Raw genomic sequence first — 17,848 nt, 5'->3', positions numbered from 1 at the left:
TTTTGAATATACCCGTTTACGGTCATTCCCTGTTGCTGATTTTGGCCGACTCGAATGTGGCCATTTCGCGGAGAAAGGCGGCGGCGCTCATGACGAGCGGCCACGCAAGCGCGGCGCCGGTGCCCTCGCCGAGACGCAGGTCGAGCGCGATGAGCGGTTTGCCGCCAAGCCGCGAAACTAGTTTCGGATGCGCGCCCTCGGCACTCGTGTGCCCGAAAATCGTGTAGTCGAGGACGGCGGGGTTGATGCGCGAGGCAACGAGCAGCGCGCTCGTCACGATGAAGCCGTCGTTCATCACCAACATGCGGCGTGAGGCGGCGGAAAGCATCGCGCCGGCCATCATCGCGACTTCGCATCCGCCGTAGGCCGCGAGCGCGGCGCGCGGATCTGTGATCGGGCCGTGACGCGCCTGCACGCGTTTGAGAATGTCGATTTTGCGGGCGAGCCCGGCGGGATCGTGCCCCGCGCCGCGCCCGGTGCAGTCCTCAAGCGGAGTGCCGGTGAGCGCGCTCATGAGGAGCGAGGCGATGGAGGTGTTGCCGATGCCCATTTCGCCAAAAATGACGGCGTTGCAACCGCGCGCGTGAAGATCGCCAATGATGCGGTCTGCGTGCGCAAAGCAGAGCTCGACCTCGGCGGGTGTCATTGCCGGTTCGCGCAGGGCGTTGCGCGTGCCGGGCATGACCTTGCGCGCGATGAGATCGGGATGCTCGGGCAGCGCTCCGGCGACACCGGCATCGATCACCTTGAGGTGGAGGCCGTGCTGGCGCGCGAAGACATTGATCGCCGCGCCGCCCGCGAGGAAATTGAGCACCATTTGCACGGTGACGGCCTTGGGAAACGGACTCACACCCTCGTCGGCGAGCCCGTGATCACCCGCAAACACGAGCGACGCCGGCGCGCGGAGTTCGGGCGCGAGCGTGCCCTGCATGAGGCCGAGCCGAAGCGCGACCTCCTCAAGCCGTCCAAGCGAACCGGGCGGCTTGGTTTTGTTGTCGATGGCCGCGCGGAGCGCGGGTTCCAGTTCGCGGGAAAGCGGAGGGATGGTTGGGTTGGTCATTTTGAATATTGTTTCTGTAAAGTTGGGTTTTTATCCGTCGAATTCGACGCATTTCAAAACTCGATGCCCGCCTGCGCTTGGACGCCGGTGTTGAAGGGGTGTTTGATTTCGCGCATTTCGGTGACGAGGTCGGCGAGCTCGATCAACGCGGCGGGGGCGTTGCGCCCGGTGCAGACGATGTGCTGGTCGGGACGTTTTTGGCGGAGCGCGGCAAGCACTTCGTCGACGGAAAGATAACCGAGATCAAGAACGACGTTGATTTCGTCGAGGTCGATCAGCGTGATTTCGGGGTCGCGCATGTAGTCGAGCGCGAGTTGCCAGCCGGCGCGGCATTGGGCTATGTCGGCGTCGCGGTTTTGCGTGTCCCACGTGAACCCCTCACCAACGTGGTGCCAGCGGAGATTGGGACCGGCGAGGAGTTTGGCGACGGCATCGTTGGAGGCCTTGATGAACTGGATGACGGCGCATTTGCGTTTGTGCGCGAGCATGCGCGCGACCATGCCGAAACCGGCGGTGCTTTTGCCCTTGCCGTTGCCAGTGTGCACGATGACGAGGCCGCGTTTTTCGCGGGTCGCTTCGAGCTTGGCGCGCATATCGGCCTGAATGGCTTTCATGTGTCCGGCGTGCTCGGCTTCGGTTTGAGGCCCGGTTTTTTCGGCGGTGGTTTGCGGTGTGTGCGACATGGCGATTCTGGTGATTGGGTTTCTGTTTGTTTTCAGGGCAGCGCGAAGGAAAGGCTTGAGGTGATTTCGGCGCGAACGCCGAAGACGTCGAGGAGGAGTTCGGGGGTGAGCACGTCGGCGGGTTTGCCGGCGGCGCGGAGGCGGCCCTCGTGCATCACCACGACCATGTCGAGGATGTAAGCCATGCGAAGGTCGTGCAGCGAAAAGAGGAGCGTGCCGCCGGCGCGCGTGTGCTTGTTGCCGAGCAGGAGAATCTTCAGGGCGTGGCGCGGGTCGAGCGCGGCGAGCGGTTCGTCCCAGAGTTGCAGGGGCGCGGCGGTGGCGTGCGCGCGGGCAAGGAGCACGCGCTGGCGTTCGCCGCCGGAGAGTCGGTTGACGGGGCGGTGCGCGAGCGCGGTGAGATCGAAGCGGGCAAGTGTCTCGTCAACGTGTTTGCCGTCGTCGTCGTGCGCGTAGCGGCCCTGCGCCACGACGGAGCGCACGGTGAAACCAAACTCGAAATGCGCCTCCTGAGGCACCCACGTTGCGCGGCGGCCGCGTTCGAGAATCGGGATGCGCGCGAGCGGAACTCCGTTCCATTGCACGCCGCCACCAGGCTCGGGCGGAAGCAGTCCGGCGGCAACGTGGAGCAGCGTGGATTTCCCGGAGCCGTTGGGTCCGACGAGTCCCGCCATGACACCGGGCGCAAGCGCGAGGCTGACGCCGGCGATGCGTCCGGGAACGGTGGCATTGGAAATTTCGAGGACGCTGGTTTTCATGCCTGCCTCCTTAATAGCCACAGGAAAAACGGTCCTCCGATTAACGACGTGACGATGCCGATGCGCAGTCCGCCGGCTTCGCGTCCGATGAGATCGCACGCGACAACAAAGGCCGCGCCGCCAACCAGCGAAAGCGGAACGAGTCGCCGGTGCTCGGGGCCGACGAGCAGGCGAAAAATGTGCGGCACGACGAGTCCGACAAATCCGACCGTGCCGGTGACCGCCGTCGCAAGCGCGGTGAGCACGGTCGAGAGCACGAGCAGCCAGCCGCGCAGTCGGCGCACATCGACACCGAGGCTTTGCGCCTCGTCGGCGCCGAGGCTGAGCAGGTCCATTTGGCGGCCAAGCGGCCAGAGCAGAAGCGCGGCGAGCAGGATTGGCGACGCCATCATGACGTGCTCCCACGTGCGATCCTCAAGCCCGCCGAGAAGCCAGAAAAGGATTTGCGCGTTGCGCTCGTAGGTGAGCGTGGCGTTGGATAGCACGTAACTGGAAACGGCGCCGAGCATGGCGTTGAGCGCGATGCCGGCGAGCAGGAGCCGCTCGGTGCCCGCGCCGCGCCGCGCGAGCGCGATGACACACGCCGTCGCAATAAACGCGCCCGCGATAGATGCGAATGGCAGGAGAAAAAACGAGCCCGCTGCGAAACCCGCCCCAATCGCAACGACCGCGCCCGCAGTGCCGCCGGCGCTCACGCCGAGAAGTCCGGGACTCGCGAGGCTGTTGCGAAAATACGCCTGCATGACAAGTCCGCTCGACGCCAGCGCGCCGCCGATAAGCATCGCAACAAGAAGACGCGGGAGGCGCATGTTCCAAATGACAAACGTGGCGAGTTCGTCGCGCCGGAGCAGTCCGTCAAGCGTGCGCGCGGGCGAGAGGTTCATGTCGCCGACGCATAGCGAGACGACGCATAGCCCTGCGAGCAGGACTATGCTAATGAATAATGGAAAATGTAGAATGAAGAATGAACCCGGACGCGAAGAGCGCGCACGCTTTGCAGCGTTCGAGTCCTCCCGGACCCCGGATGAGCTGGGTTCCCCATTTTTCATTTTCCATTATTCATTAGCGGGAACCGCGCCGAGTGCAGCTCCCGCGCCAGCCGCTCGTAGGCGTCGATGCGCAGGTGGGAGACGCAGCTTATTTGCCAGGGTTCGAGGAGCACGACACGGCCTTCACGGATTGCGGACATGTATTGATAGGGCGGAAGTTTTTTGAAGGGCGCAAGCGCGGCGTTTTTGTCCGCGCCCACGAGCACGGCCTTGTCGATTGGCCAAGTGAGCATTTTTTCCGAGGGAGGCGCTTGATGCCCCTTCAAACGGCCGAGCGTGAAAGCGAGATTTTCCGCGCCCGCGTAATCGCAAAGATCCTGAAAGGTGCTCTGGCTGCCGGGAATGAGGCCGTAGGTCGAGGGCGCGATGACGCGAACGGGCTTGGCGCCCTTGAGCGTTTCGCGGAGGGCCGCGACACGGCGCAGGCCGTCGGCAATGATGGCCTCGGCGCGGGCCTCGGCGCGGGGGCCGAGTTCGCGCGCGATCATGCGTAGATTATCAAACGCATCATCAAGCGTGTAGTATTTGGTGATGACGATCACACGCACGCCGGCGCGCCGCACTTGCTCGACGAGCTCGGTGCGGCTGTAATCGTTGAAGATGACGAGCGTGGGTTCGTAGGAGAGGATCGTTTCGGCGGTGGCGTTTTTCTGGAGGCTGGGAAACGCTGCGGCCGCCCCGGCGATGGCGGAAAAACTGGAGTCGCGCGAAAGGTGGCTGAGGCAGGCGATTTGCCCGGGATCGGCGACCGCGTAAAGCAACTCGTCGTTGCCAACAGTCTGGGAAACGACGCGCGGCTGCGGACGCGGTGCGTCCGCGCGCACGCGAAGGGTGAAGGGTGAAAGATGAAGGGTGAAAAGAAGGAGGACAAAAACAACAAGGCAGGACGATGCCTCCGGCCAGGCCGCGAGCAACCTGAGCAGCGGTTGGTGTCTCGGCTCGCCGGGGACGGTTCGCCCTGCCTTGTGAAGCTGTGTCATTTTTAGAACTTCCACTCGATGCCGCCAAACACGCCAAAGGGCAATGCGGGATAGCCGGCAACGGTGTCGTATTTTTTGTTGAAGAGATTTTCGAGGCGCAGTTTGAGTTTCAAGCCGGAGCAAACCTCGTAGCCGCCGTAGAGGCGGACTGTCGAATAACTTGGCATTTCGGACGTGGCCCATGAGGAGTCGACTGGTCGGCCGCCAACCCAATTGAATCCGACACCGGCAAACAGCCGCTTGGTGAACTGGTAGTTGACATCGGCAGCGAGGACGTGGCGGGGCATGCGCGGAAGACACGCGCCATTATTGTCGCGAGTGTCGAGATAGGTGTAGGCAATTTGCACGCCCATGTTATCGACGGGACGCGCATAGATGTAGGTTTCCACACCCTTGGTCGTCGCATCTGGAATATTGTATGTCGGATACGGATAGCTACCGTAATCCCAGGCAAATTTATTGTCGAAATCGTTTCGAAAATAAGTCGCGCCAAGGGTAATGCGATCATTCCAGAGGTCTTGCTCGACGCCAATGTCCCAACCCTTGGATTTTTCGGGCTTGAGATCGGGGCTGGGCGCATAGTGACCACCGCCTTGGGCATATTGTGGCGCGGGCGCATTGAAGCCGGTGCCGTAGGTGGCGCGAAATGTGGTTTTGCTTTGCTCAATGCGGTAAGCCGCTCCTGCGCGCCATGTGGCATGCGAATCGAGTGTGCTGTAATCGTCACCACGAACACCGGCTGTGAGTTCGAGATTTTTGACCGGATTGGCGACGACATTGATATAGGCGGAGGCGAGGCGCTCACTGGCTGGAGCATCACCGGAATCATAATGCGACCACTCGGCGTTGACGCCGGCAACGACTTGAATCTGCTCAATCGCGCGCCAAGTGTTTTGCCAGTCGATCACATTGCGCGTGCTGTGCGCATTGGAAGGCCAGGAACCGTCCCGGTTAACCCAATCGTATATGTTTTGAACCCATCCGTAGGTGAGCCGGGTATCGAAGGCGGCAATGGGACTCCAATCAACATAGACCGTGGCGATGTCGAGATTGAGATTGAGATCCCCTGCCTGCGTGGGATCACCGACGGGGCCGGGCTCCTCGTAATGGGAGCGGAGCCCCCGATAGGTGAAGCCGGCGGTGAAGGAATCGGCGAGTTGGTATTCGATACGGGTGGAGCCGCTGGCTTGCCTGAAAATGTTATAGTCGCGGTCATTTTCCGTGTAAGAAGCGGAAAGCGAAGCGCTGTAACTGAGTGACTGCGGACTTGCGGAAAGACCGCTCATGAGCGGTTTGCGTCCCGCAATGGCGGCAGTTCCGCCAATGCTGTTGAACGAGCCGCCCTCAATCGAAACCGAACCATGCGCGGAACCGCGACCGCGGGCGGTTTCAAGCGAAACAACGCCACCCATCGCGGCGCTGCCGTAAAGCGTGCTTTGCGGACCGCGCAAAACTTCGACACGATCAAAACCGGCGAGGTCGGCCGCGCCGAGATAATTGGCATAATTGCCCGTCCAGTCCTCGGCGTTCATGCGAATACCATCGATTAAAAAGAGGGTCTGATTTCGATTGGCGCCCCGGATGTATATCGCGGACTGGCTGCCGGCCGCGCCGCCGGTTTCGGAGACATTGACGCCGGGAATGGTTTGCAGGGCGGTGCGCAAATCGGGGATCTGCAAGTTCTCCATGTGGGAGAGCGAAATGGAGGTCACGCTGCTGGGCGTGAGTTTGACATTTTGCGCGGTGCGCGAGGCGGACACCACGTAGGCTTCGAGCTCGACGGTGCCGGGCTGTTGTTGCGGCGCGGACGCGGTCGCGGTCACGCTTTGGGCACGCGCGGCGGGGCCGGTGGCGGCGATGGCGATTAGGGCGAACGCGGCGGCGGCCGCGATGTTCGCGAATGAAAAAAGCTGTCCCGACGCGCGAAAGGCGCGGACGCGGGCCAGCGAACGGTTTTTGTGTTGGTTCACGGGTCTGTCTCTCTTGGTTGGTGGCAAGAGCAGACAGGGCTCGTTGCGCGCCCTGCGTTTTTTGTGGCGCGCAATCGAACTCGAGGCACTGCTCTCACGCTTCATTTTTGCGATGAAGATTTCGCGGGGTCGGCGCGCGCAAAAGTTTCGCGCCGGCCGCGTGAGCGCCCAAGGGTGGATATTCGGACTCCGCATGTGCCGGGGCGCGCGCGATTCGTGAAACGTGTTTTGCGTTTTCGATATCGGACGCGCCGCCTGCCTCGCCATCTCCTTCGCCGACCGGGAGGCCGACTGGTTTTATCGCGCGTTTAAGACGCGAACGATGGTCTGGACTGATGCGTTACCGCAGCGCAACTGTAGCCGGTTTTCACGGCTTTTCCCAGTGCCCTGAGCGTGATGTGTCGGGTGTGAAAAGAACATCCGGCACAAATGCCGGATTTGTGGAACATGCGGCGAAGCAACGCGCGGGCGCAAGCCTGTTTTTGGCACAGGCTAATTCGCGCCGGCACAACGGCATTTTCACACGAAAATGAATGTGGTCGAAACCAGCGCCACCGAAAACGGTTCGCCCTACCCCTTCGGCTGGCGCGGAGGTTTGGCGCGCCTGCCCTTTTCCGTCTCGGGCGGACGGGCGTCCTTGAGTGTGCGCAGCATCAGGATCTTTGTCTCCTGTATTGCGCCGACCTTGAGGCCGACTTTTAGCTGGAACTCGCCGTCCGAAAGGCCGAGCAGCGATGTCATGGGATCGGGCGCCCCCGTCTCGCCGGCGGCGATTGTGATTTTTTCCGGACGCACCGCAAAATTGCCCAGCAGCGAATTGCACTCGATGAATTCCACCTCGACCGATTCAGCCATCTGGTTGGTGACGCGCAGGCGAAGCGCGATCGGGGGCAGCGTGCTGTTGTTCATGCGCGGGATGAAATATTGCTCCTCGGGCTCGTCGTCGCTATCGACATAATACACCTCGGTGAAACCTTCCCCGCGTTCGCGCCGACCGTCCATGTCGCGCATTTTTCCGGGGCGCATGCGGAAGCCGCGACCAAGGCTTGCCTCGACAAGGAGCTTGCCGTCGAAAAATTCCCCGTAGCCTTGCATCGCGGGCGGCGGGGGCGCGTTCGGATCGGTTTCGGGAACATACTCTTTTTTATGCGCGCACCCTGAAAAAGGCAGAAGCACGAGCGAACAAACACCGAGGATAAAGGGGACGATGCGGAGCGTTGGATTTGTCATGTCGAGTGTGGCGGAATTGTCACCGGTTGCGTGACGAGGGCAAGTGTTCAGTTAATGCCGGACACCCGCCGCTTGTTTGCCCGGCCGGCGGGGCTCATTTTTTCCTCGGAGTATTTTCGCTGAACAGTTTGTCGACGAGTTTTTCGGCGATTTCGTGCGGTGCTTTTGTAAACGAGGTGTGCCCGACGTAGGTCGCGGTCGCGATCGGGAAATCGATTTTAGTGTCCTTAAACGAAAGCGTCAGCCCGGTCATGTGGTCCTTGAAATCCCACGCCCATGAATCGGTGAAGGAGATGATCGCCTGCGTGTTCAACGGCATCATGGTGAGCGGGCCGAGGTCGGATTCGAGGCCGCGGGCCCGGAGCGCCTCGCGAATGAAGTGCCCTATGCCGCGATTGTCGTTCATGTTGCTCTTCACCCAAACGCGCTGGTATTTGGAAAGGTCCGCATCAGGCTTCACGTTCGCCTTGTAGGTGGCGCATCCCGAAAACAAAAAAGCACACAATGCGGCCAGCGGTAAAAAGCGTAAGGATCTCATCACACGCAGAGCACACACCATGAAATTGGATTTGCGCAAGCCCAAGCGTGTCTCACACAACCTGCCATGCGCAAAAAAAACGCCAACACCCGGCGTCCAAATTGCCATTGCATGCCAACGAAACGCCTCACTTCTTCGCGAGCATGCTGACGATGTGCCGCACCAGGCTGGCTGTGTTCAGGTTTGAGGGGGTTCCCTCCATGCTGAAATTTTCCAGCAACGGCATGTAGCCGAGCGTGTCGGCGTCCGTTTCCTTTTTCAAGATGTTGAGCGCGCGCAAATCCTCCGCCTGCTCGCCGCGCACCGCCATTTGCAGGTTCATCGAAAGCGCCTGATTGAACAGCGAAAGCGCGGGCTTGTTGCCAAGCGACCCCGCCCCCGCAAAGCGCATGTCGGGCGAGAGCAGGCTGAAATTTCTTATCTCGATCTCCCGTCCCGCCCTGTAGGAGGCGTCGAGGTTGATCTGGTCAAAGTCGATTTCGCCGAGTCGCTCCAAAACGCGCCGTCCCGCCTGAATTTTTTCGAGCGTCGCCGAGCTGTCGTTCTTGCCAACAATGGACAAAATCGCGCCGCTGATTGCCGCGATCGTCGATGTCGCGGCGGCGTCTTTTTGCAGCTTGTCTATGCCCGACGATTTTACCGACGAGGAAAACCCGTGGAACTTGCCGCCGCGGCTCGTGAGCGTCAGGTCCGCGTTCACGCCATCGGCAATCGTCACAAGCGAGGCGGCCGTGCCCGCCACAACGCCGTTGATATCAAACCGCCCCTCGACCGTCGGCGTCTTGCCGGGGTTCGCCATGCGCAGGAACGGGGCGGGATCAAAATTCGCGAGCGCCACCTTCGCATCGACACTGTATGCCGATGCGCCCGCGGCGGCGTCATATTTCATGCTGCCGTCCGCCTTGATCTCGGCGCCGTCGCTCAGTTGGCCGCGCAGGTTTTCCAGTGAAAAAAGCGAAGGGGTAACCTTGATCTCTCCGCCAACATTGGCCGCCTGAAGATCCTGCGACCAAACCACATTTTTCAACGCAAACTTGACCTGTCCGCTCACACCATTCCGCGGCGCGCCTGTTTCCTTCGCGTCGCCGCCGGTGTCCCCGTCCGCGTTTGCCCCTCCGGAATCCTCGGAAACCACCGAGGAAAAAACCATCAGGTCCTCGATATAAAGATCAGTGCTTGCAATGGACGCGTCGATGTTTTGGCGCGCGCCGTCGGGCTTGAGGGTCGCGCCCAGTTCAATGTCCGACTTGCGCCCGTTGAGTTCAAATACCGCGGGGGCCTGAACCTCGAGCGTGCCATCCGCATGAACGTCCGCGCGAATGTTGGCTGAGATTTCCGGCAGGACTTTACTGTCGCCCGCGCGCAAATCCGAGGCGGCGAGTTTCGCCTCGAGCGAGGAGATTTTCTCCGAAACGCGACCGGAAAAATCGACGTCGACCGCGCCGCCCGACAATGAGCAAAGCCCCTCGGCAACCGGTTGCGCAAGGATGGCGGGGATATTGAGCCGCACCCTGCCCGTCGTGGAAATTCCCGCGTCCGGCGCGGCCGATCCCACGGCGCCGCCCGCCCTCGCGTGCGTCGCGATCGCGACCGGCGCGCCGTTGCTATGTATTGAAAAATCGGATACACTCACGGCCCAGGCGTCGTTCGAGTAGTCGACCGTGAGCGACGCGGACACATCAAGGCTTTTTACGAGCGCGGCCCCGTCCCGCGCCACGGACAGGCCGCCCAGCGTGAGCGGCGCTGCGCTGCGAATCGAATAGCCGTTGCCCTGCGCCCTGCCCGTGAAGCTGCCGCGCAGCGGATCACCCGATATCGCGAGCCCCGTGTCCTTGATGAACGGCCGCGCCCACGCCAGGGGCAGCCCGTGCACATCCACGCGCAAAAGGTCGCCCTGGAGGTTGGGCACCTTGATCTCGCCGTTCGCCGTGTTGATCTCGATGAGTTGCAGCGTTTTTATCGAGGCGACCGGAACATCCGAAAGCACGTCCGCCGAAAGCACGCCGATGCGCAACAAGTCCCCCTCGTTGACCACGTCGAACTCGCTCGAAAAGTTGACATGCCCCAGCGCCGAAAGCGCCGCGTCGAAAACCTCGAGCCGGTTCGCGTCGCCGCTGATTTTCCCGGCGGCGTGGAAACTCGTGAAATTATCGGCCGCGGCAAATGTGCCCTGCCCGCTGGCCCTGAAGGAAGGCAGTTTCAACCCCAGGCCGCTCGTGAATGGCGCGAGGTCGGCATCGCGCAAATCGACCACCCACATCGCGTTCAATCCCTCGGGCCCGGACGGGTTGGTGGCTTTTATGCTGAGGATGTTTTTTTCCGAGTCCGCCTCCTGCGATTTCAGGGTGATCGAATAATCCTCGCCGCTCGCGCTCTTTGAGGCCGCAATGTTGATCTGCAATCGCGCGCCCTGGGGCAGCTGCGCGCCGGAGGCCCTCGCATCGACGTCGAACGTGAGCGACTGGATGTCGCGCGACGCGCCCATGCGCACGAGCAGGTTGCTCGACACTTGAATGGCGGAAACCGCGGCGTCGCTTTCCGGGCTCTCCATACTGAGCGCGAGTTCGAACCGTCCGTCGTTGCCGGGCCGCAACTGGCCGCCGCGCACGCTGACCCCGGCGCGCACGGGCGCGGCATCCGGCGTTTCCGGCGGCAAAATAATCGCGCCCTCGATGTCCGCATCCTCAACCGCGAGATCGACGGGAAAACGCAACATGTCGAGGATCCCGCCAAGATTCTTGTCGCCGCTTGCGGGAGTGTCCGCATCCGGTGCGGGCGCGCCGGCAGTTGGCGGGGGCTCCGCCGCCGGTTGCGAAAGATCAAGCGTCCAGCCTTTCGCCGTGATTTTTTTCACCTCCACCTTTTCGCGAATCAAAGCTATCAGAGGCATTTCGACCACGGCCTGCGGCAAATCAATCGCCAGCCTCCGCCCCTTCACGTACACGCCGGTGAGCTCGACATTGTTCAGTCCGGCGCTCACGCGACCGATCTCAATCTCGTAACCTTGCTGACTGGAAACAACTTTTCGGGCCAGCCACGTCTGCACCGGCGGTTGAAACAACGCTATCACCACAACCGCCAACAGGAGCAAAAGCGCACCTGCCGAAACGAGAACTATGCGAACCGCTTTTTTCATACACAAGATGGTGAGAGACTCCGAAGATCGTAGGAATATCTCCGACGAACGGTCAATGATCGCTTCGCATTGTTTGGTAAAAAAACACCAAAGCACGATCATCGGCCTTGATGCGAGACATCCACACTCGCTCGAACCGGATTTTGCCGGGATTTGCTCGATCAAACAACCGTCATTGAAACCTTCCGCAGCTTTTGGGGTTTACGCACGCGCGTGTTGTTGCAGTTTTTCCGTGAAACATCGCGACGCCGCGCGTTTCCAATTTCACACTCCCCGCACATGACCCGCGCCCTGACAGCACGCATCACTTTTTCGCTTCGCCGCATTGCGCCGGCGGCGGCGATTGTCGTGATGTGCGCGCTGCCCGCGCTGCGTGGCTCGGACTCGCAGCCGCCAGCGGTGCCAATTTTCTCGGGCACCACCGCGGGCGCGGACCGGCGGCCGCTCATATCCGACGACGACATGAATGCGCTCTACGACCTGGGCCGCCAGTTTTTCGAGGACTACGCGCCCGGGCAAATCAAGGAACACTACGAGTTCATGAGTCGCGAGGAGTGGACTGCGGCGATCACTCAGTTTCAACAAACACTCGAAAGCGGATCGTTTGAGGAAATCGCCTCGCTCGAACCCAAGGCCAAGCGCACACTCGACGCCCTTCGCGCAAAACCGGAAATGTCCGAATACACCGATTGGTTCGCCGAGCGCCTCGAACTCATCGAAAGCGCAAAGGACGCCATCAGCCCCGGCCAGCCCCCAGCGCTCGTCCCCGCGCCCAAACAGCCCGCGCCGTTCACGCTGCCGCCGATCACACTCGCGCCAAAACCGTTCTACCAAACGCCTCCGCCAAACAACGCGATCCCCTATTACAACCTTTGCCACAAACGCGTCAGCAACCGGGCCAAGCCGAAAAATGCCGACCTGCTCGCGCCGTTGCTCAAAATCATTTTTGCCACTGAAAACATTCCCGTCGAATTCGTCTGGCTCGCCGAGGTCGAGTCCTCGTTCAACCCGCTCGCGAAAAGTCCCGTCGGCGCGCGCGGTCTCTACCAGCTCATGCCCGCCACGGCGCGCGCGCTCGGCCTGAGCACCGCGCCCGAGGACGAGCGCATTTACGCGGTGAAAAACGCGCGCGCGGCGGCCCGCCTGCTCGGCATGTTATACAAACGCTTCAATTCCTGGCCGCTTGCCCTCGCCGCCTACAACGCGGGCGAAGGCCGCGTCGCCGTGGCGCTCAAGAAAACCCCCGGCGCCAAAACCTACGCCGACATCGCCGCGAAGCTCCCCGCCGAGACGCGCCTCTACGTCCCCCAAGTGCTCGCCACGCTCGTAATCCGCGAAAACGTGCCGCTGGAAAAATTCGTGGACGACCTGCCGCCCATCCCCGCGATCAAGTTTCCGCTGGCGGGATAGCGGAGGCGGGTGCTTTTTCAACATCTCCCCAGCGCCCCATCCCTATATATCGGCGGTTATACTCCTTCCAAAACTCTCTCAAAAACTCCTTTTCCTCGGGCGTATTCCCCTCCCGGTTTATTGTTCGTTTAAACTCAAACTCATTTTGATTGTTCAATTCGTAAAACAAGAATCCGTTCTGATCCCGCAAAATGATGCTCAATGGTCGCCCGTTTTTCGGACTTTGGAATTCAAGATTATGGGTAAATAGCGTCTGCCATGAGCCCAAGCATAACGCATTATCTGATTTCTTGAAATGTCCGCCCTCGGCTCTATCCGCATAACTAACGTAATAATCACCATGAATATAGTATATATAATGAAGCCGGCTCCCGGCCATATAACAATCGAAAAAAATCTTGCGGGCGTCATCCGGAGTTAGGGCCGCCGCATGGCTGTCGATAATGGCTTCGCGGCCGTTTTCCACAAATAACAAGCGTGACCTGTGCTCATTTGCCGTTTGCTTCTCGTCAAACAAAAAGGACGCCGGCCTTTTTTCAGGGCATGGATACCCCAACGGCAGAAAAACTTTATTTGGAAAAAAACCTTTTTTTCTTTTCCACACCGTATCATCGGGCAACGGCTCCTTTTTTACAACCGGACTGTTGCGCATGCGATCCCAAATTCTTTGATACACGACCCTCCCCTCGGGGGTCCCGTCATCCTTCAGTATCGCCTGGCTTAATTTAAAGCTATTTGAATAATCATCTAGTTCATAAACCTTGAGGCCGGTTTTTAGAAAACTGCGACTAAATCCGACAAAGATACTCAATGGATATTTTCCGTAGGGAGCGGAAAACTTTAATCGACCAGTATGATGCCTCTGCCCGATTTCCAATATATCGCCCCACCTTATGATCCGCCCATCTCCGGCGTCATCAGCGTATGAGACATACACGCGCCCGCCAGATCTGTATATATAGTGAATTCGATTCCCGATAAGGTAAGAATCCATAAAAGTATCAACGTCATCCACCCCGGAGGGTGCGCGATCGTGCCTCGATTTAATCGTGTCAACCACAGCTTCGCGCCCGTTTTTTATGAATAAAAGTTTCATTCTCTCATCCCTGTCATTATATTCCGTTTCCAGCGCAAAAACCCCGTCCTTTTCTTTTATATATAAAGCTTGCGTATAAAAAATCCACCTTCTTATTTTCATCACGCCGTCCTGGTTGCTTATCTTGATCGGCTCAAGTAGCTGGCGCGTGATTTTTGTATTTTCATCCGATGGCCCGGCTGCCGCATTTTCACCGTTTGCAGGCGACGCCATGAGCATGACCGCCGCCATATATCCAGCCACTGCGCATAAGATTTTATTCATTTTCAAAGGGGAAGGGGTTGCGGCCTTCTGTTCTGGCAGTCACTTTGCCCCGAGTAAAACCATTTCGAGCCGGCCATGCCTTGCGCGGCGAACGCGACAGCTAGAAGAAACACTGATGAGGGCAATGCGAAAAGCTGTTTCGCCTTGGGGCGCGTCGCCATTTCCCAATACGGACGACGACGTGGACGCGCATTTTTGAAAGCGCCCCGCCCGCGCCTATTTCCCGAATGCAGCCCCCGTATTGGAAAACCTTTGACCCAGCCTGCGCATTTCGCACTGATCCTTCTTTTTAATTACACTGCCAACATGATCGTCGAACTTTTTGCTTCATCAACAGCCGGCGTCGAAATCCCGCTTTGGCTCATTGCCCCATTCGCGCTCCTGCTGCTTCTCATCGCGGTGATGCCCCTGACGCCCCATGCCATCAAGGCGTTTTGGGAAAAATACTACCCCGTCATCTCGATCGGCCTGGGGCTGCTGGTCGCCGCCTACTACGTGGCGTTCATGCCAAACGGCGGAACCAGCGTCGTGCACACGGCGCATGAATATTTTTCGTTCATCTGCCTGATCGGATCGCTGTTCGTCGTCGCGGGCGGCATCCACATCAATGTGAATGGCGAGTCCTCGCCCTTTGAAAATGTCATCTTCCTGGCGTTCGCCGCGCTGCTGTCGAACTTCATCGGCACCACAGGCGCGTCGATGGTGCTCATCCGCCCGTGGATGCGCATGAACCACCGCCGCCTCAATCCCTATCACATCGTGTTTTTCATTTTCATCGTGTCGAACGTCGGCGGCGCGCTCACACCGATTGGCGATCCACCGCTGTTTCTCGGTTTTCTGCGCGGCGTGCCGTTCTTCTGGCTCGTCGGCCAGGTGGTTGTCGAATGGCTGTGCACGCTCGGATTGCTCATGCTGGTCTTCTACATAGTCGACCGCCGCTACTTCAAAAAAATACCCGCCGAGATGCAGGCCGAGCTCAAGCAGAGGGACGAGTGGCGCTTTAGCGGCATGTTCAACGTGGCCTTCCTGCTCATGATCATCAGCGGCGTGTTCCTGCCCACATGGCTGAGAAACCTCGGCATCATGGAAAACCCCGAGAACTACCTCGTGGGCGAAATCGTGATGATTGCCGCGGCGGTGCTCTCCTACGTTATCACGCCGAAAAAAATCCACGCGGAAAACGTCTTCAACTTCGGCCCAATCAAGGAGGTCGGCTTTCTGTTCGCGGGCATCTTCATGACCATGATGCCCGCGCTCATGTATCTCTCGCAACACGGCGAGAGCTTCGGGTTCGTCCACGCCTGGCAGTATTACTTCACCACCGGCGGGCTTTCCTCGGTCCTCGACAACGCCCCCACCTACGCGAGCTTCTTCGAACTCGCCAAGGCCAGCGCCGCCGCCGCCGAGCCCGCCGCCTTTGCCGCGGTCGGCGACAACGTCAAGGCCGCCACGCACCTGCTCCTCGAGCACAAGCCGCACCTCGTGATCGCGGTCAGCCTCGGCTCGGTGTTCTTCGGAGCCATGACCTACATCGGCAACGGCCCCAACTTCATGGTCAAGTCCATCGCCGAAAGCTCCGGCGTAAAAATGCCCACCTTCTTCGGCTACATCCTCAAATACAGCCTGCCCATCCTCCTGCCCATCCTGATACTCGGCGGCTTCGTTTTCCTGCGCTAACCCGGCATTGAGCAAAAAAACTTAACACCCATATGACAAAGGCGCAAACCCGCGGGCCTCGCAACCTGTCGTCTTTGCGCCTTTGTCGTTAACCACATCCACCCATGTCACAAAATCGCAACCCCGGCGACCCGTTGAACAACGCCGGCATCACCCACGACCACCACTTCGCCAGCGACAACACCTCGGGCATCTGCCCCGAGGCGTGGATCGCGCTCGCCGAGGCCAACACCGGACGCCTGCCCTCCTACGGCGCGGACGCATGGACGCAACAGGCGTGCGACCTCATTCGCGGCGTCTTTGAAAAACCCGACGCCGAGGTGTTCTTCGTGTTCAACGGCACCTCGGCAAACTCGCTCGCCCTCGCCTCGCTCTGCCAGAGCTACCACAGCGTGATCTGCCACGATTACGCGCACGTCGAAACCGACGAATGCGGCGCGCCCGAATTTTTCTCCAACGGCACCAAACTCCTCGTCGGCAGCGGCCCCCGGGGAAAACTCACGCCCGAGGCCGTCGAAAAACTCATCCACAAGCGCACCGACATCCATTACCCCAAACCCCGCGTGCTCTCGCTCACTCAAAGCACCGAATGGGGCACCGTTTACACTGTCGACGAAATCCGCGCGCTCACCGCCATCACCAAGCGCCACGGACTCCACATCCACATGGACGGCGCGCGCTTTGCCAACGCCGCCTCCGCGCTCGAATACCGCACCGGCGCCGCCCCCGCCGACATCACTTGGCGCGCCGGCGTCGACGTGCTCTGCCTCGGCGGCACCAAGAACGGCATGACCACCACCGAGGCCGTCGTGTTTTTCGACTCACAACTCGCGAAGGAATTCGACTACCGCTGCAAACAGGCGGGACAGCTCGCCTCCAAGATGCGCTTCCTCAGCGCGCAATGGGTGGGCATGCTCAAGGACGGCGCGTGGCTGCGCAACGCCGCGCACGCAAACCTGATGACCAAGCGCCTCGCCGCCGCCCTGCGCGAAATCCCCGGCATCACACCAATCATCGAGCCGGAGGCAAACGCACTCTTTGTCGACATGCCCGCGCCCGTCGCCGCCAGGCTCCAGCAACAGGGCTGGCACTTCTACAATTTCATCGGCGCAAACGGCTACCGCCTCATGTGCTCGTGGGACACGCGCGAGGAGGATATCGACCGCTTCACCCAAGCCGTGCGCGCGGCAGCGGAAACGCAAAGCCCAGATCCGGCATGAACCCGGGGCATTTTTAGAAATAGCGTGGCCGCGTAGGCAGGGCGGCCTCGTCGAGGCCGCCGCGTTTATCATTCGAAACGCTCAACGCTCCCGGCATCACAAAATCCCGTCGAGCCGACCGGTGTCGTCGCGAGCCTCCTGAGCCTCATCGCCATCCGCCCGCGCTTGCTGCGCCGCCGCCAGTTGCGCCGCCTTGCACTCCTTGCGCCTGCGCCAGCAACGTGTAATTGGAAAATGGATACAACCGTAATAAAACCCGAGTATCACGCCAATGCCCGCGACCGCATACGCCAGCCCCTCGCCAGTCGTCGGCACGGCGGGTTTAAAAATCGCCCAAGTGTTCGAGGCGACCTCCCAGTCGATATGACGCAAAAATGCGAACGGCCGCGTGAACATCGACGCGTCCTGAATCGCCGCCTGCGCCGCCGACAAATCCTGCACGCGATCAACCACGCCCCGCATGACCTCCGCGTGCCTCGCCACCACGGTGTCCGCATTTGCGCCCGTGCGCGCGATAAAATCATCGAGCGACAGATTCGCCTGCCTCGCGATCCCCTCGTATTGAGCGAGCATGCGCCGGGCCTCGTCGAGATGCCCCCCGAGCCGTTGCAAGTATTGCTGCATGAACTCGGGCGCCTGTGAAAACAGCACCGCGCCGACCACGCACAACACGCGATCGACAACCGCCTCCCCCGAGGAAAGTGCCCGTCTGCCGAAACTCATTGACGCGAAACTGGTGCTCCAGTCAGCCAAGCGCAAGACCGGAGACTTTGGGCG

At 60.2% G+C, this 17,848-nt stretch carries 14 protein-coding genes; 3 read left to right on the top strand and 11 right to left on the bottom strand.

The annotated features are described in order from the left end of the window. Positions 1 to 22: 22 nt before the first annotated feature. The 9 genes from cobT to CKA38_RS08075 all read right to left on the bottom strand — a co-directional run bounded on the left by cobT (position 23) and on the right by CKA38_RS08075 (position 11,404). Positions 23 to 1,060 carry a nicotinate-nucleotide--dimethylbenzimidazole phosphoribosyltransferase gene (gene cobT, locus CKA38_RS08115; protein ID WP_108825016.1) on the bottom strand — a complete coding sequence of 346 codons (1,038 nt, stop codon included), beginning with the start codon at positions 1,058 to 1,060 and terminating at the stop codon, positions 23 to 25. Between the two features lie 53 nt (positions 1,061 to 1,113). Next, entirely contained in the window at positions 1,114 to 1,743 is a 630-nt protein-coding gene (cobO, locus tag CKA38_RS08110) for a cob(I)yrinic acid a,c-diamide adenosyltransferase (protein WP_108825015.1), read from the bottom strand. Between the two features lie 32 nt (positions 1,744 to 1,775). Further along, positions 1,776 to 2,501 carry an ABC transporter ATP-binding protein gene (locus CKA38_RS08105; RefSeq protein ID WP_108825014.1) on the bottom strand — a complete coding sequence of 242 codons (726 nt, stop codon included), beginning with the start codon at positions 2,499 to 2,501 and terminating at the stop codon, positions 1,776 to 1,778. After that, positions 2,498 to 3,385: a FecCD family ABC transporter permease gene (locus CKA38_RS08100; protein ID WP_236918964.1), complete on the bottom strand. Its 888-nt coding sequence runs from the start codon at positions 3,383 to 3,385 to the stop codon at positions 2,498 to 2,500. The genes CKA38_RS08105 and CKA38_RS08100 overlap by 4 nt, the downstream gene beginning before the upstream one ends. Before the next feature lie 161 nt (positions 3,386 to 3,546). After that, on the bottom strand, positions 3,547 to 4,530 hold the full coding sequence (locus tag CKA38_RS08095) for an ABC transporter substrate-binding protein (RefSeq protein ID WP_108825012.1): 984 nt from the start codon (positions 4,528 to 4,530) through the stop codon (positions 3,547 to 3,549). A gap of 2 nt (positions 4,531 to 4,532) precedes the next feature. Then, the gene (locus tag CKA38_RS08090) at positions 4,533 to 6,500 is read right to left on the bottom strand and encodes a TonB-dependent receptor plug domain-containing protein (protein ID WP_161554800.1); all 1,968 of its coding nucleotides are present in this window, start codon (positions 6,498 to 6,500) and stop codon (positions 4,533 to 4,535) included. Positions 6,501 to 7,070: 570 nt separating this feature from the next. Further along, a complete protein-coding gene (locus tag CKA38_RS08085) occupies positions 7,071 to 7,730 on the bottom strand; it encodes a hypothetical protein (RefSeq protein WP_108825010.1) in 660 nt (219 codons plus the stop codon). A 94-nt stretch (positions 7,731 to 7,824) separates the two neighbouring features. Next, the gene (locus CKA38_RS08080) at positions 7,825 to 8,190 is read right to left on the bottom strand and encodes a hypothetical protein (protein WP_152032732.1); all 366 of its coding nucleotides are present in this window, start codon (positions 8,188 to 8,190) and stop codon (positions 7,825 to 7,827) included. A 205-nt stretch (positions 8,191 to 8,395) separates the two neighbouring features. Continuing rightward, positions 8,396 to 11,404: an AsmA family protein gene (locus tag CKA38_RS08075; protein WP_161554799.1), complete on the bottom strand. Its 3,009-nt coding sequence runs from the start codon at positions 11,402 to 11,404 to the stop codon at positions 8,396 to 8,398. 279 nt (positions 11,405 to 11,683) lie between these two features. Between CKA38_RS08075 and CKA38_RS08070 the strand changes: the two genes are divergently transcribed. After that, positions 11,684 to 12,814: a lytic transglycosylase domain-containing protein gene (locus CKA38_RS08070; protein WP_152032731.1), complete on the top strand. Its 1,131-nt coding sequence runs from the start codon at positions 11,684 to 11,686 to the stop codon at positions 12,812 to 12,814. Here the strand turns inward: CKA38_RS08070 and CKA38_RS08065 are convergent. After that, complete coding sequence (locus tag CKA38_RS08065) at positions 12,792 to 14,174, bottom strand: hypothetical protein (protein ID WP_152032730.1); 1,383 nt, start codon at positions 14,172 to 14,174, stop codon at positions 12,792 to 12,794. The genes CKA38_RS08070 and CKA38_RS08065 overlap by 23 nt on opposite strands. 306 nt (positions 14,175 to 14,480) lie before the next feature. Between CKA38_RS08065 and CKA38_RS08060 the strand changes: the two genes are divergently transcribed. Together CKA38_RS08060 and CKA38_RS08055 are read left to right on the top strand one after the other, a co-directional pair. Beyond that, positions 14,481 to 15,851: a sodium:proton antiporter gene (locus CKA38_RS08060; RefSeq protein ID WP_108825005.1), complete on the top strand. Its 1,371-nt coding sequence runs from the start codon at positions 14,481 to 14,483 to the stop codon at positions 15,849 to 15,851. Positions 15,852 to 15,955: 104 nt separating this feature from the next. Next, the gene (locus tag CKA38_RS08055) at positions 15,956 to 17,071 is read left to right on the top strand and encodes a threonine aldolase family protein (protein ID WP_108825004.1); all 1,116 of its coding nucleotides are present in this window, start codon (positions 15,956 to 15,958) and stop codon (positions 17,069 to 17,071) included. A 96-nt stretch (positions 17,072 to 17,167) separates the two neighbouring features. On the opposite strand, the gene CKA38_RS08050 is transcribed toward CKA38_RS08055, so the two are convergent. Further along, complete coding sequence (locus CKA38_RS08050) at positions 17,168 to 17,794, bottom strand: DUF2937 family protein (protein WP_108826502.1); 627 nt, start codon at positions 17,792 to 17,794, stop codon at positions 17,168 to 17,170. Between the last annotated feature and the right edge of the window lie 54 nt (positions 17,795 to 17,848).

It is taken from the genome of Ereboglobus luteus, from assembly GCF_003096195.1.
Lineage (GTDB): Bacteria > Verrucomicrobiota > Verrucomicrobiia > Opitutales > Opitutaceae > Ereboglobus > Ereboglobus luteus.
The sequence above is the reverse complement of the archived record's forward strand: the minus strand, read 5'-3'. Positions and strand labels throughout refer to the sequence as shown.

Excerpts from the sequence above, each read along its gene's own strand:
- CKA38_RS08070 (WP_152032731.1), top strand. The coding sequence starts at position 11,684 with ATGACCCGCGCCCTGACAGCACGCATCACTTTTTCGCTTCGCCGCATT.
- cobO (WP_108825015.1), bottom strand. The coding sequence starts at position 1,743 with ATGTCGCACACACCGCAAACCACCGCCGAAAAAACCGGGCCTCAAACC.
- CKA38_RS08060 (WP_108825005.1), top strand. The coding sequence starts at position 14,481 with ATGATCGTCGAACTTTTTGCTTCATCAACAGCCGGCGTCGAAATCCCG.
- CKA38_RS08065 (WP_152032730.1), bottom strand. The coding sequence starts at position 14,174 with ATGAATAAAATCTTATGCGCAGTGGCTGGATATATGGCGGCGGTCATG.
- CKA38_RS08050 (WP_108826502.1), bottom strand. The coding sequence starts at position 17,794 with ATGAGTTTCGGCAGACGGGCACTTTCCTCGGGGGAGGCGGTTGTCGAT.
- CKA38_RS08095 (WP_108825012.1), bottom strand. The coding sequence starts at position 4,530 with ATGACACAGCTTCACAAGGCAGGGCGAACCGTCCCCGGCGAGCCGAGA.
- cobT (WP_108825016.1), bottom strand. The coding sequence starts at position 1,060 with ATGACCAACCCAACCATCCCTCCGCTTTCCCGCGAACTGGAACCCGCG.
- CKA38_RS08055 (WP_108825004.1), top strand. The coding sequence starts at position 15,956 with ATGTCACAAAATCGCAACCCCGGCGACCCGTTGAACAACGCCGGCATC.
- CKA38_RS08085 (WP_108825010.1), bottom strand. The coding sequence starts at position 7,730 with ATGACAAATCCAACGCTCCGCATCGTCCCCTTTATCCTCGGTGTTTGT.
- CKA38_RS08105 (WP_108825014.1), bottom strand. The coding sequence starts at position 2,501 with ATGAAAACCAGCGTCCTCGAAATTTCCAATGCCACCGTTCCCGGACGC.
- CKA38_RS08075 (WP_161554799.1), bottom strand. The coding sequence starts at position 11,404 with ATGAAAAAAGCGGTTCGCATAGTTCTCGTTTCGGCAGGTGCGCTTTTG.
- CKA38_RS08100 (WP_236918964.1), bottom strand. The coding sequence starts at position 3,385 with ATGAACCTCTCGCCCGCGCGCACGCTTGACGGACTGCTCCGGCGCGAC.